This is a genomic window from Microbacterium croceum, from assembly GCF_023091245.1.
GTDB classification, from domain to species: domain Bacteria; phylum Actinomycetota; class Actinomycetes; order Actinomycetales; family Microbacteriaceae; genus Microbacterium; species Microbacterium croceum.
The window spans coordinates 1375462-1387087 of sequence record NZ_JAHWXN010000001.1 but is presented as its reverse complement, the minus strand read 5'-3'; the positions used below and the strand labels follow the sequence as shown (position 1 = coordinate 1387087).

Below are 11626 nucleotides of genomic sequence, written 5' to 3'. Positions count from 1 at the left end.
CGCCTCATGGCAGGCAAGTTCGAGCTGTACTCCGACAGTTCCGGCGGGTACCGGTTCCGTCTGAAGGCTGGCAACGGCGAGATCATCGCGACCAGCGAGAGCTACACCACCAAGTCCGCAGCGAAGAACGGCATCGACTCCGTGAAGAGCAATGCGCCGGGTGCCGAGGTCGTCGAGGTCTGACTCCGATACCCCCACTCCGCGAAGAGACCCCCTGATGCAGTCGCCTGCGCCAGGGGGTCTCTTCGGTATCCGGCGGCCTCAGAGCACGCGCGCGAGGAAGTCCTTCGTCCGGGGGTGCTGCGGGTTGCCCAGCACCTCGCGGGGATCTCCCTCTTCGACGATGTGGCCGCCGTCCATGAAGATCAGGCGCGATCCGACCTCACGGGCGAAGCCCATCTCGTGCGTCACGACGAGCATCGTCATCCCCTCGTCGGCGAGCTTGCGCATCACCTGCAGCACCTCACCCACGAGCTCGGGGTCGAGTGCCGAGGTCGGCTCGTCGAACAGCATCATGTCGGGGTTCATGCAGAGCGCACGGGCGATCGCCACGCGCTGCTGCTGTCCGCCCGAGAGATGACCGGGGAACGCATCCGCCTTCTCCGACAGCCCGACACGGGAGAGCATCTCCTTCGCGACCTGCTCGGCCTCGGCTTTGGAGCGCTTCTTCACACGCTGCTGCGCGATCATGAGGTTGCCCATGACGTCGAGGTGCGGGAACAGGTTGAAGCTCTGGAACACCATCCCGATACGCGTGCGCACCCGGTCGATGTCGACGTCGGGGTCGGTGATGTCGATCCCCTCGATCAGCACTTTGCCGCCGGTGGGCTCCTCGAGCAGGTTGACCGAACGCAGGAGCGTCGACTTACCCGAACCCGAGGGCCCGATGACGCAGACGACCTCCCCCTTGGTGACGGTGAGGTCGATGCCCTTGAGCACCTCGTTGTCGCCGAACGACTTGACGAGACCCTGCACGTCGATCGCCGGGGCGTGGACATCAATCAGGTCGGTGATCATCGCTGCCTCGACATCCGTCGTTCCAGGTACGCGCTGAAGCGCGTGAGGGGGATCGTCACGATCAGGTACAGGATCGCCGCCATGATCAGCGGCGTCGCGTTGGTGTTCTGCGTCGACGCGTCACGGGCGAAGTTCGTCAGCTCCTTCGACCAGATGAACGTGCCGGCCACGAAGAGCAGCGAGGTGTCCTTCAGCAGCAGCACGAACTCGTTCGTGAGCGGAGGGATGATGATGCGGAAACCCTGCGGCACGATGATCCAGAACGTCGTCTTCATCGGCGACATGCCCAGCGATCGGGCGGCCTCGGTCTGCCCCTTCGGAACCGCCTGGATGCCGGCGCGGATCGTCTCGGCCATATAGGCCGAGGCGACGAGCACGAGGCCGACGAGTCCCAGCACGACCGGACCACCGAGGTCCTTGCCCGGGATGCCCGAGGCGATCGGCAGGATGAACGCCACGGCGAAGATCGTGAGGATCGCGGGCAGTCCGCGGAACAACTCGATCCAGGCCGTGGCGATCCAGCGGAACGGTCCGATGCTCGACAGCTTCAGCAGCGCCAGCACGATCCCGAGCAGCAGCCCCGCGATGAACGCCACCGCGGTGAACCACAGGGTGTTCACGAGCGCTGTCGTGATGATCCCCGGGAACATCTTGATCGCGATCTCGGGGTTGAAGAACAGCGGTCCGATCTTCGCCCAGTCGGTGCCGACGATCGCCCAGACGAGGATCGCGATCAGCACCGCATAGACGATGTACCGGTACAGCTTGCTCTTGGTGGTGCGCCTCAACGCCATTGTCAAGGTCCTCCCGACCTACCGTGCCTGCCGATTACTTCGCGGTGAAGTAGTTGTCGTAGATCGTCTGGTAGTCGCCGCTGTCACGCAGCTCCTGCAGCGCGCCGTTGACGGCCTCGAGGAGAGCATCCTTCTCGCCCTTCGCGAAGGCGAAGCCGTAGGACTCGTCGGTGTTGTACGTCTCGACGATCTTGTAGGCGGAGTCGGCCTTCTCGTGCTCGAGGTTCACCGGCTGGTCCTGCAGGATCGCGTCGATCTGACCGGCCTGCATCGCCGGCCACAGCTCGCCGTCGGAGGGGTACTGCACGAGCTCGGCGCCCTTGGCGTTCTCACCGGCGTAGGTCTCGCCCGTGGTGCCCTGCTGCACGCCGACGTTCTTGCCGGAGAGGTCGTCGATCGACTCGATGCCCGAGTCGGTGCGGACCAGCAGCGACTGCAGCGAGTCGTAGTACGGGTCGGAGAAGTCGATGTTCGCCTTGCGCTCATCGGTGATCGTCATCGCCGAGGCTCCGACGTCGCAGGTGCCTGCGGCGAGAGTCGTGCCGGACTGCAGCGCGTCGAATCCGACGTCCTGCACGGCGAGCTTGAGGTCGAGCTTCTTGGCGATCGCGTCGAGCAGGTCGATGTCGAAGCCGGTGTAGCCGGTGCCGTTGTCTCCACCCTCGAACTCGAACGGTGCGTAGGGGATGTCGGAGCAGACCGTGAGCGTGCCGGCCTCGACCAGGCCGTAGTCCGCGCCCGCTGCCGGCTCTTCGGAGCCCGTGCCCGAGCCGGAGCCGGCATTGGTCGCGCAACCGGCGAGAGCGAGAGTGGCGGTCGCCGCGAGCGCGAGCCCGGCGAAGATGGTGCGACGCTGCATGACAGCTCCTATGAGACGAGGGCTGAGACGCCCACGGACGGGTTAGGAGTTCATCTAAACACGCTGTTCGACGCGGCCACCAACGAGATCGGCCCCTGGCGGATCACGTTTGTGTTGCAAGTGTGACGAAAAGTGACGTTCGACGGAGTCAGAGATCGAAGTCGACGGCGACGCGCGAGGCGACCACCGTGCGGATGTACGCGGCGGCCTCTTCGTGGGCCGGGTGCACCTGGTACTCCTCGAGCGCGGCGATGCTCTCGAAGTCGGCGACGAGCGTGACATCGGCATTCGTCTCGGGGTAGGCGCTGTTCGCGCCGGCGGAGATCGACAGCAGCTGGGGCACCACACCGTCGAGGGCGTTGAGCCGGCGGGCGACCTCCTCGGCCTGCGCGCGGCGCTCTGCGGCATCCTCCGCGGCGAGCTTCCAGATCACGACATGGCGAACGGTCATCGCGACTCCTCCTGCGGGGTCAGTGCCCCGCCTCGGACGGCTTCTTCTAGGGCATGGCGCAAGCGGTCGGGCGAGACCCGCCAGTGCGCGTGCAGTTCTCCGTCGATCAGGACGACCGGGATCTTCTCCCACCACAGCTCGTAGAGAGCGGGGTCGTCCTGGATCGACGCCTCGACGATCTCGATGCTTTCGGCGGCGGCATCCGGAAGTTCGGCGACGACGGCGTCGATCACTTCGGAGGCGACATCGCAGAGATGGCAGTCGGGCTTGCCGATGAGCGTGAGGGTGGTCACGCCGACGGCACCTCCAGCGCGCGTCCCTGAGCGATCCACTCGCCCGTGCCGCCCTCGACGTTCGTGGCGTCGTAACCGCGCGCCTCGAGCGCCTCGACCACACGCGCGGAGCGCCCGCCGGCCTGGCAGATCACATCGAAGGCCTCGCTGGGGAGCTCGTCCAGACGGTTGCCGATCACCGACATGGGGATGTTGACGGCGCCGGGCACATGGCCGGCGGCGAACTCGTCGGTCTCGCGCACGTCGATGAGCGGCGTGCCGGAGCGCTCGGCGAGTTCGGTGACGGTGATCGACTTCATGACGTCCTCACGATGTTGCGGATGCTCACGCGGCGCAGAGACACAAAGCGCCCGTCCGAAGACAGGCGCTCGTGTCTGGCCGCTTACTTCTTGTTGCGGCGCTGGTGGCGAGTCTTGCGAAGCAGCTTGCGGTGCTTCTTCTTCGCCATGCGCTTGCGGCGCTTCTTGATGACAGAACCCACGGAAACCTCACTAAGTCAGTGGCTGGGTGTCGCACGGTGACGGACACCCGGGTACGGGCACGGAAAAATGCCTCGGGTCAGTCTAGCAAACCGCAGAGCCCCGACTGTCACGACGGGGATATCGGCCGGCCGGACCTCAGCCGACGTCGGCGATCGGACGCTGCAGGGCGTCCGCGACGGCCGATTCGGGCACGCGGTAGCTGCGGCCGAATCGGATGGCGGGCAGTTCACCGGCATGGACGAGTCGATAGACGGTCATCTTCGACACGCGCATGAGCTCGGCGACCTCCGCCACCGTCAGGAACCGGACGTCAGGTACTTCGGGCATCCCACGTACCCCTTTCTCGATGTGCACACTCTATGGGGTAGCTGGGACGCATGTAAACCCGTGTGGCCCGTGTGATCAGTGGGAACCGGGGACCGTCGCGAACGCCCGCACCGGGAAGGTCCCGAAGCCGCGCACCGCCGGAGGCGCCGCCGTGAACAGGGCTCCACGCGCAGGCACCGCGGCGAGGTTGGTCAGGTGCTCCACGACATGGATGCCGGCGGCGAGCAGGAGCGTGTGCGCAGGGCGGGCGCCACCGCCCTCGGTGTCGTCGATGTTGAGCGAGTCGATCCCGACCAGCTGCACACCCGCGTCCACCAGGAACTGGGCGCCCCCTTCGGTCAGGAACGGCGCCCCGTGCGCGTACTCGGGAGTGCCGAAGCGACTGCTCCACCCGGTGTCGAGCAGCACGGCGGAACCGCGGAGGTCCCGGTCCGCCAGCGTCACGGCCTCGATGCCCCGGCGGTCCGCGCTCCACGCATCGTGCAGATGGAACACCTCCGTGCGCAGCCCCACGAGAGTGCGCAGGTCGAGTGAGGCCAGGTCGCCCCCGTCCGCATAACGGTGGAACGGGGAGTCGAGGTAGGTGCCCGTGTTGCCGATCATCGTGATGATGTCCATCGCGAACTCGGTGCCCGGCGCGTACTTGCCTCGAGAGTCCTCCCGCGTCAGGTGCGGCGCGATCGTCGGGGCGGGCAGCCCGGGGTACGTCACCAGTCCGGCTTCGATCGGGTGGCTGAGGTCGATCACCCGCTCCTCGCGGTCCCGCCGGGTCTCGACGCCTCGACTCCCCCTGTGCGGCTCCTCCACGATGCGCAGGTCTCGCAGCGCGACATCGCTCACCAGGGCGAGCCCGAGGTGGGCGACGAGCAGAGCGCCGACCTCATCCGCCGTGACATCCTGGCCAGGCAGATCGAGACGGAAGCCCTCGCCGGTGAGACCACCGCCGTTGGCGAAGGCGATCGTGAAGTCGAAGTGCGCGCGGTACTCGGTGGTCATCACCACATCATGGCAACAGTCGCCGCCGCGCACGTCCCCGTCTCAGGGAAGACATAGCGCTTGTCCGAGATTCGCATAGCCGGCACTGTCACGCTGACGACAGATCCCGGCCGGCACCGCCCGGATCTGTGCGAGCTGGGGCTCGCCGATCGCCCCTGATGACATGCCCCCCTGTCGTCAGGGGCGATGTGCATCCGGGCGTCAGGCCCCGAGGCGCTTCAGCGCAGTCGCCACCACGTGCTTCGCGGAAGCGGCCGCGCGTCCGACGACCTCGGCGGCGTGCGCAGCACTGTCCGGCAGCGGCACGACCGGGTACTCGATGTCGGGCGCGTCGTCACCATAGGCGTCGACGAGGAACGGCACGAGCCAGTCGTCCACGGCTTCGAGAGGTTCGACCGCCAGGCTGTAGAACCGGCGCTGGCCGTCTTCGCGGACGGTCACCAGTTCGGCATCGCGCAGCACCTTCAAGTGCTTGGAGACCGTGGGCTGGCTGATGCCGAGTTCCGCGACGATGTGGCTCACGCTGGTACCGGCGTCCCCTTCGGCGGTGCGTCGCAGCAGGAGCTGGAGGATGTCGCGCCTCGTACCGTCTGCGATCACGTCGAAGATGTCCGTCATGAGTTCAGGGTAGTCGCCCCCGGCACGGAGTACCATGACGAAGGCTCGGCGATCGGCGTCGTGCGACCGACGACCGCGGTCGTGAAGCGAGAAGGGGGATGCGATGTCGGGCATGGTTTCGGCGTCGTCCCCGAAACAGCGCATCCGCGACTTCGGTTCCTGGTCGAAGCACATCATTACCTCGTCGCCCTCGCGGTTCGCGATCGTGATCTTCGCCCTCCTGATCCTCGTCTTCACGGTGCTGCTCTCCCTGCCGATCGCCTCGGCGACCGGAACCGTCACCCCGCTGAGCGACGCCCTGTTCACCGCGGTCTCCACGATCTGCGTCACCGGCCTCGCCACCGTCGACATGGCCAATCACTGGTCGCCGTTCGGCCATGTGCTCGTCTTCATCGGCGTCAACATCGGCGGCCTGGGCGTGCTCACCCTCGCGTCGCTGATGGGCATGGTCATCTCCAAGCGGCTCGGGCTGCGCGCCAAGCTGATGGCGGCCGGCGACACCAACCCCCTGCGCGCGCACGGCGGCGTCGTCAACGAGAGCCAGACCGTCCGCCTCGGCGAAGTGGGACAGCTGCTGCGCACCGTCGCCCTCTCCGCCCTCATCATCGAGGCGGCCCTCGCGATCCTCCTGTACCCCTCCCTGGTGATGGCGAAGGTCGATCCGATCGCCGCTCTCTGGGAGGCGCCGTACTTCGCCGCCATGGCCTTCACGAACACGGGCTTCGCTCCCAACGACGGCGGCGTCGCGGTGTTCTCCGACGACTACCTCGTGCTGGCGCTGCTGATGGTCGGCGTGTTCCTGGGCAGTATCGGATTCCCCGTGATCTACACGCTGGCCAAGCACGTCTGGCATGTGAAGCGCTGGTCGCTGCACACCAAGCTCACGCTCGTGACGACCGTGCTGCTCTTCGTCCTCGGCGCCGTGGTGTTCCTGATCCTCGAGTACGCCAACCCCAAGACCTTCGGCTCCATGGACGCCGGCGACACCACGTTCCAGGCGTTCTTCCTGTCGGCGATGACCCGCTCCGGCGGCTTCAACGTGATCGACATGTCCGACCTGAACGGATCGTCGCTGGTCGCGGCGAGCATGCTGATGTTCGTCGGCGGTGGCTCGGCATCGACCGCCGGCGGCATCAAGGTCACCACACTGGCCGTGCTGGCGATCGCCGTCTGGTCAGAGGCCAAGGGACGGCAGTCCGTCGAGGTCTTCGGCCGCCGCATCCCCAGCGACGTGCAGCGGGTCGCCCTGAGCGTCGTCGCCTGGGGAGCCACGATCGTCGCGCTCTCGACGATCATCATCGCCCAGATCACGAAAGCCGACATCAGCCATGTGCTGTTCGATGTGATCTCGGCTTTCGCCACCGTGGGGTTGTCGACCGGACTCACCGCCGAACTTCCTGACGCCGGCTCGTACGTGCTCGCGGCCACCATCTTCATGGGCCGCATTGGTACAGTGACACTCGCCGCGGCAGTCGCCGCGACATCGCGATCGCAGTATTACTCGCTGCCCGTGGAAAGGCCGATCGTTGGTTGAAGTGCTCAGGGGCGACGCTCCCGTACTCGTCATCGGCCTCGGACGCTTCGGCGCCGCCTGCGCCGGAGAACTCGATCGCCTCGACCGCGAAGTGCTCGCGATCGACGGCAACCTCGAGCTCGTGCAGAAGTGGTCGGACCGCGTCACCCACACCGTGCAGGCGGATGCGAAGAACATCGACGCGCTGCGGCAGATCGGCGCCCAGGACTTCCAGGTCGCCGTGGTGGCCGTCGGCTCCTCGATCGAGGCGTCCGTGCTGATCACGGCGAACCTGGTCGACCTGAAGGTGCCGCAGATCTGGGCCAAGGCCGTGTCGCAGTCGCACGGCAAGATCCTCGCCCGCGTCGGCGCGAACCACGTCATCTACCCGGAGCGCGAAGCCGGCGAGCGCGTCGCCCACCTCGTGAGCGGGCGGATGCTCGACTTCATCCGCTTCGACGACGACTTCGTGCTGGCGAAGATGTACCCGCCGAAGTTCATCCGCGGCGTCGGTCTGAACGAGTCGGGTGTGCGCTCGAAGTACAAGGTCACCGTGGTCGGTGTGAAGAGCCCGGGCAAGCCGTTCCGCTACGCCGAGGCGAACACGATCGTCACGAACCACGACCTCATCATCGTGTCGGGAACGAACAGCGACATCGAGCGGTTCGCGGCCCTCGACCGCTGATCTTCGCCATCTGATCAGGCGTCGATGTCGAGAGTGATCTCCACGACGTCATCGACGCCGATGCTCTCGCGATCCTGCAGCGCCTTCTTGATCGGCACGATGTAGCCGCCGTCCTTGGGCCAGAGAGCGGTGGTCACGCCGGTTCCGCCGATCGTCACGCTCGCCGGGATCATCCCCCAGCCGTAGGTGACGACCGCGGCGACATCACGGATCATCTCGCTTTCGGCAGGCGGCACCGTCACGAAGTGGTAGGGCGCAGGACCACGCCAGAACCAGATCTCACCGACGATGTGCAGCCGCATGCGTCATGCTCCGGCGGCGAGTTCCTTGGCACGGGAGAGAGCCGCGGCCGCCGCATCCGAGAACGTGCGATCGAGGTGCGCGTCCTGCAGCACGGCGACGGCCCGCTCGGTCGTGCCCTTCGGGCTCGTCACCCGGCGGCGGAGTTCGGCCGGGTCCTCCCCCGACGCATCGAGCAGAGCCGTCGCGCCGATGAAGGTCTGCTCGACCATGAGGCGCGCATCGGCGTCGCCGAAGCCCATGCCGACGGCCGCGCGGGTGAACTCCTCGATCAGCAGGTAGACATAGGCGGGTCCGGAGCCGGAGATCGTCGACAGTGCGTCGATCTGCGACTCGGGCGCCTCGACGACGACTCCGACGGTCTCGAACAGTCGACGCACGAGGGCGAGGTCCTCGGCCGTCGCGGCGGGGCCGGCGGCGAGTCCCGTGACGCCCTTGCGCACGGTGGCTGGCGTGTTCGGCATCGACCTGATCACCCGGGCGTCGGCACCGAGGTTGTCGGCGAACGTCTGCAGAGTGACACCGGCCGCGAGGCTGACGACGATCGCGTCAGGAGCGAGGCGCGGAGCGATCTCCTGCAGCAGCTCGGGCACCATCGCCGGCTTCACCCCGATCAGGATGATGCGTGCGCCGGCGGCCGCATCCGCACTGCCGGAGGGCTGGGACTCGAGGGCGATGCTGGTCACGCCGTCGAGGTCGGCGAACGCCTCCGCCTTGGCCATGGTGCGGTTGGTGGCGGTGATCCCCCCGTCGATCGTGATGCCGGAGGCGACGACGCCGCGAAGGATCGCGCCCCCCATCGAACCGGCACCGAGGAACGCAAGGGCGGGGAGGGATTCAGCCATGTCGTCATCCTACGGCGGGCTCCCCGACATCCGGCGGCGGGCGGTTCTAGACTCGGATCATGAGTGCATCCGGAGGCAACAAGGCCATCGTCGCGGCGTTCCTGGCGAACCTGGGCATCGCGCTCGCGAAGTTCGTCGCCTGGGCCCTCTCCGGTTCGGCGTCGATGCTCGCCGAGGCGATCCACTCCGTGGCCGACTCCGGCAACCAGCTGCTCCTGATGCTCGGCGGCCGCAAGGCGAAGCGTGAGGCTGACCGCTCGCACCCGTTCGGCTACGGACGAGAGCGGTACGTCTACGCGTTCGTGGTGTCGATCATCCTGTTCTCGGTCGGAGGCCTGTTCGCGATCTACGAGGGCATCGAGAAGCTGCGCGAGCCGCACTCGCTCGACCCGAACTGGTGGTGGCTGCCGATCGTCGTGCTCGTGATCGCGATCGGCCTGGAGTCGTTCTCGCTGCGCACCGCCGTCAAGGAGAGCAACCTCGTCCGCGAGAAGGGCCAGTCGTGGGTGTCGTTCATCCGACGAGCCAAGGCACCCGAACTGCCGGTCGTGCTGCTCGAGGACGCCGGCGCGCTCACCGGACTCGCGTTCGCCCTGCTCGGTGTCGGACTGACCGTGATCACCGGCAACTCGGTGTTCGACGCGATCGGCACCCTGATGATCGGTCTGCTGCTCGTGCTGATCGCGATCGTCCTCGGCGTCGAGACCAAGAGCCTGCTCGTCGGGGAGGGGGCGACCTCCGCCGACCACGACAAGATCGTCGACGCGATCAACGCCGGCCCCGAGGTTGAGAAGCTGATCCACATGAAGACGCTCTACCTCGGACCCGATGAGCTGCTCGTCGCTGCGAAGGTCGCGCTGACGTCCGACAAGACGGTGCGCGAAGCGGCGGATGACATCGACGCGATCGAGGAGCGCATCCGCGAGGCCGTTCCGGTCGCACGCGTCGTCTACATCGAGCCCGACGTCTACCGTCCCGCGATCGACCCGGAACCGTCGACCGACGTCTTCGTGCTCAAGTCCTCGGACTGATCGGCCCCTGTCCCCCGCAAATTTTTCGGCCTCGTGCACGTTCTGCGGATGATCCGCTATTTCGGCCTCGCGCACGTTCTGCGGATGATCCGCTATTTCGGCCTCGCGCACGTTCTGCGGATGATCTGCGCGATCTGATCCGCAGAACGTGCGGAGCGCCGCGGAAGTTGCTGCGGAGCGCCGCCGAAGTTGGTGCGCACCGGCCGTCGAGATCAGCGGCGCGAGGAGAAGAAGTCCCGCAGCAGCGCGGTCGCGGCATCCGCCTCGATGCCGCCGACGACCTCGGCCCGGTACGGCAGACGGCGGTCGCGCAGCAGGTCGTACATCGAGCCGGCCGCACCGGCTTTGTCGTCCCACGCACCGAACACGACACGCGAGATGTGCGCCTGCAGGATCGCGCCGGCGCACATGATGCAGGGCTCCAGCGTGACGACGAGCGTATGCCCCTCGAGGTTCCAGGAGCCGACGGATGCCGCCGCGCTCCGCAGCGCCTCGATCTCGGCGTGACCGGTGGGGTCATGGGTGACCTCGCGGGTGTTGCGGCCCTCCGCGATGATCGCACCGGAGGGGTCCAGGACGACGGCGCCCACGGGGATCTCGGATGCCGCGGACGCCTCCGCCGCGAGCGCCAGTGCTCGACGCATCGCGGAGGCGTCAGCAGGGGTCATGCGTCGAGCCTACGACAGTGACGCGCGAGGGCCGCAGGGCCGATGTCGTGCCGAGCTCCCTCGCCGACTACCCTGTATCCATGCGTGTTCACGTCGCCGACCACCCTCTCATCACCCACAAGCTCTCGGTGCTGCGCGATGTGCGCACCCCTTCGCCGGTGTTCCGACAGCTGACGGAAGAGCTGGTGACGCTGCTCGCGTACGAGGCGACCCGCTCCGTGAAGGTCAGCCCGATCGAGATCACCACCCCGGTCACCACGACCATGGGCGTGAAGATCTCCGAGCCGCGCCCGATCGTGGTCCCGATCCTGCGCGCCGGTCTCGGCATGCTCGAAGGTCTCGTGAAGCTGCTCCCGACCGCCGAGGTCGGATTCCTCGGCATGGTCCGCGACGAGGAGACCTTCGAGCCCACGACCTATGCCGAGCGTCTTCCCGACGACCTCAGCGACCGTCAGTGCTTCGCGATCGACCCGATGCTGGCCACAGGCGGCTCGCTCGCCGCGGCGATCCAGTTCCTGTTCGACCGCGGCGCCAAGGATGTCACAGCGATCTGCCTGCTCGGCACCCCCGAGGGCGTTGCCGCGATCGAGGCTATGGCCGGAGACCGCGATGTCACCCTCGTGCTGGGCGCGCTCGACGAGCGCCTCAACGAGAAGGGGTACATCGTGCCCGGACTCGGTGACGCGGGCGACCGCCTCTACGGCACGGCCTGAGGCTCCGCTCCCCTGCACTTCCGTCGCGCGCCTC

At 67.1% G+C, this 11626-nt stretch carries 18 protein-coding genes; 5 read left to right on the top strand and 13 right to left on the bottom strand.

Annotation, left to right across the window (positions count from 1 at the left end; all coding sequences use genetic code 11):
* Nucleotides 1-6 precede the first annotated feature (6 nt).
* Nucleotides 7-183 (top strand): YegP family protein, encoded by a 177-nt coding sequence (locus KZC51_RS06590; protein ID WP_247629206.1) that lies wholly within the window; start codon nt 7-9, stop codon nt 181-183.
* Between the two features lie 78 nt (nt 184-261).
* Here KZC51_RS06590 and KZC51_RS06585 read toward each other — a convergent pair whose 3' ends face one another.
* The 10 genes from KZC51_RS06585 to KZC51_RS06540 all read right to left on the bottom strand — a co-directional run bounded on the left by KZC51_RS06585 (nt 262) and on the right by KZC51_RS06540 (nt 5837).
* Entirely contained in the window at nt 262-1017 is a 756-nt protein-coding gene (locus tag KZC51_RS06585; RefSeq protein WP_247629205.1) for an amino acid ABC transporter ATP-binding protein, read from the bottom strand.
* The gene (locus KZC51_RS06580; RefSeq protein ID WP_247629204.1) at nt 1014-1811 is read right to left on the bottom strand and encodes an amino acid ABC transporter permease; all 798 of its coding nucleotides are present in this window, start codon (nt 1809-1811) and stop codon (nt 1014-1016) included. The genes KZC51_RS06585 and KZC51_RS06580 overlap by 4 nt, the downstream gene beginning before the upstream one ends.
* 34 nt (nt 1812-1845) lie before the next feature.
* Complete coding sequence (locus tag KZC51_RS06575; RefSeq protein ID WP_247629203.1) at nt 1846-2670, bottom strand: basic amino acid ABC transporter substrate-binding protein; 825 nt, start codon at nt 2668-2670, stop codon at nt 1846-1848.
* 148 nt (nt 2671-2818) lie between these two features.
* A complete protein-coding gene (locus KZC51_RS06570; RefSeq protein WP_247629202.1) occupies nt 2819-3121 on the bottom strand; it encodes a Dabb family protein in 303 nt (100 codons plus the stop codon).
* The gene (locus KZC51_RS06565) at nt 3118-3414 is read right to left on the bottom strand and encodes a glutaredoxin family protein (protein WP_247629201.1); all 297 of its coding nucleotides are present in this window, start codon (nt 3412-3414) and stop codon (nt 3118-3120) included. The genes KZC51_RS06570 and KZC51_RS06565 overlap by 4 nt, the downstream gene beginning before the upstream one ends.
* Nucleotides 3411-3713, bottom strand: a complete 303-nt coding sequence (locus KZC51_RS06560) for a rhodanese-like domain-containing protein (RefSeq protein WP_247629200.1) — start codon at nt 3711-3713, stop codon at nt 3411-3413. The genes KZC51_RS06565 and KZC51_RS06560 overlap by 4 nt, the downstream gene beginning before the upstream one ends.
* 83 nt (nt 3714-3796) lie before the next feature.
* On the bottom strand, nt 3797-3895 hold the full coding sequence (locus KZC51_RS06555) for a 30S ribosomal protein bS22 (protein ID WP_003792170.1): 99 nt from the start codon (nt 3893-3895) through the stop codon (nt 3797-3799).
* 136 nt (nt 3896-4031) lie between these two features.
* Nucleotides 4032-4223, bottom strand: a complete 192-nt coding sequence (locus KZC51_RS06550; protein WP_046013605.1) for a helix-turn-helix domain-containing protein — start codon at nt 4221-4223, stop codon at nt 4032-4034.
* 75 nt (nt 4224-4298) lie between these two features.
* Nucleotides 4299-5219, bottom strand: a complete 921-nt coding sequence (locus KZC51_RS06545) for a cyclase family protein (RefSeq protein WP_247629199.1) — start codon at nt 5217-5219, stop codon at nt 4299-4301.
* 201 nt (nt 5220-5420) lie between these two features.
* Entirely contained in the window at nt 5421-5837 is a 417-nt protein-coding gene (locus KZC51_RS06540) for an ArsR/SmtB family transcription factor (RefSeq protein ID WP_247629198.1), read from the bottom strand.
* Between the two features lie 103 nt (nt 5838-5940).
* Between KZC51_RS06540 and KZC51_RS06535 the strand changes: the two genes are divergently transcribed.
* The gene (locus KZC51_RS06535) at nt 5941-7371 is read left to right on the top strand and encodes a TrkH family potassium uptake protein (protein WP_372491760.1); all 1431 of its coding nucleotides are present in this window, start codon (nt 5941-5943) and stop codon (nt 7369-7371) included.
* A complete protein-coding gene (locus KZC51_RS06530; RefSeq protein ID WP_042538973.1) occupies nt 7364-8035 on the top strand; it encodes a potassium channel family protein in 672 nt (223 codons plus the stop codon). The genes KZC51_RS06535 and KZC51_RS06530 overlap by 8 nt, the downstream gene beginning before the upstream one ends.
* Nucleotides 8036-8049: 14 nt before the next feature.
* On the opposite strand, the gene KZC51_RS06525 is transcribed toward KZC51_RS06530, so the two are convergent.
* Both KZC51_RS06525 and proC read right to left on the bottom strand, forming a co-directional pair.
* On the bottom strand, nt 8050-8337 hold the full coding sequence (locus tag KZC51_RS06525) for a DUF1905 domain-containing protein (RefSeq protein ID WP_247629197.1): 288 nt from the start codon (nt 8335-8337) through the stop codon (nt 8050-8052).
* Nucleotides 8338-8340: 3 nt separating this feature from the next.
* A complete protein-coding gene (gene proC / locus KZC51_RS06520; protein WP_247629196.1) occupies nt 8341-9180 on the bottom strand; it encodes a pyrroline-5-carboxylate reductase in 840 nt (279 codons plus the stop codon).
* A gap of 59 nt (nt 9181-9239) precedes the next feature.
* Here proC and KZC51_RS06515 point away from each other — a divergent pair, with 59 nt between their 5' ends.
* Nucleotides 9240-10211 carry a cation diffusion facilitator family transporter gene (locus KZC51_RS06515; RefSeq protein ID WP_247629195.1) on the top strand — a complete coding sequence of 324 codons (972 nt, stop codon included), beginning with the start codon at nt 9240-9242 and terminating at the stop codon, nt 10209-10211.
* Nucleotides 10212-10423: 212 nt separating this feature from the next.
* Here the strand turns inward: KZC51_RS06515 and KZC51_RS06510 are convergent, their stop codons facing one another.
* Complete coding sequence (locus KZC51_RS06510; protein ID WP_247629194.1) at nt 10424-10879, bottom strand: nucleoside deaminase; 456 nt, start codon at nt 10877-10879, stop codon at nt 10424-10426.
* An 80-nt stretch (nt 10880-10959) separates the two neighbouring features.
* Between KZC51_RS06510 and upp the strand changes: the two genes are divergently transcribed.
* Complete coding sequence (gene upp / locus KZC51_RS06505) at nt 10960-11592, top strand: uracil phosphoribosyltransferase (RefSeq protein ID WP_247629193.1); 633 nt, start codon at nt 10960-10962, stop codon at nt 11590-11592.
* Nucleotides 11593-11626: the final 34 nt, after the last annotated feature.

Coding starts and splice junctions, on each gene's coding strand:
- KZC51_RS06590 (WP_247629206.1), top strand. CDS start 7: ATGGCAGGCAAGTTCGAGCTGTACTCCGACAGTTCCGGCGGGTACCGG.
- KZC51_RS06585 (WP_247629205.1), bottom strand. CDS start 1,017: ATGATCACCGACCTGATTGATGTCCACGCCCCGGCGATCGACGTGCAG.
- KZC51_RS06580 (WP_247629204.1), bottom strand. CDS start 1,811: ATGGCGTTGAGGCGCACCACCAAGAGCAAGCTGTACCGGTACATCGTC.
- KZC51_RS06575 (WP_247629203.1), bottom strand. CDS start 2,670: ATGCAGCGTCGCACCATCTTCGCCGGGCTCGCGCTCGCGGCGACCGCC.
- KZC51_RS06570 (WP_247629202.1), bottom strand. CDS start 3,121: ATGACCGTTCGCCATGTCGTGATCTGGAAGCTCGCCGCGGAGGATGCC.
- KZC51_RS06560 (WP_247629200.1), bottom strand. CDS start 3,713: ATGAAGTCGATCACCGTCACCGAACTCGCCGAGCGCTCCGGCACGCCG.
- KZC51_RS06550 (WP_046013605.1), bottom strand. CDS start 4,223: ATGCCCGAAGTACCTGACGTCCGGTTCCTGACGGTGGCGGAGGTCGCC.
- KZC51_RS06545 (WP_247629199.1), bottom strand. CDS start 5,219: ATGACCACCGAGTACCGCGCGCACTTCGACTTCACGATCGCCTTCGCC.
- KZC51_RS06540 (WP_247629198.1), bottom strand. CDS start 5,837: ATGACGGACATCTTCGACGTGATCGCAGACGGTACGAGGCGCGACATC.
- KZC51_RS06535 (WP_372491760.1), top strand. CDS start 5,941: ATGTCGGGCATGGTTTCGGCGTCGTCCCCGAAACAGCGCATCCGCGAC.
- KZC51_RS06525 (WP_247629197.1), bottom strand. CDS start 8,337: ATGCGGCTGCACATCGTCGGTGAGATCTGGTTCTGGCGTGGTCCTGCG.
- proC (WP_247629196.1), bottom strand. CDS start 9,180: ATGGCTGAATCCCTCCCCGCCCTTGCGTTCCTCGGTGCCGGTTCGATG.
- KZC51_RS06515 (WP_247629195.1), top strand. CDS start 9,240: ATGAGTGCATCCGGAGGCAACAAGGCCATCGTCGCGGCGTTCCTGGCG.
- KZC51_RS06510 (WP_247629194.1), bottom strand. CDS start 10,879: ATGACCCCTGCTGACGCCTCCGCGATGCGTCGAGCACTGGCGCTCGCG.
- upp (WP_247629193.1), top strand. CDS start 10,960: ATGCGTGTTCACGTCGCCGACCACCCTCTCATCACCCACAAGCTCTCG.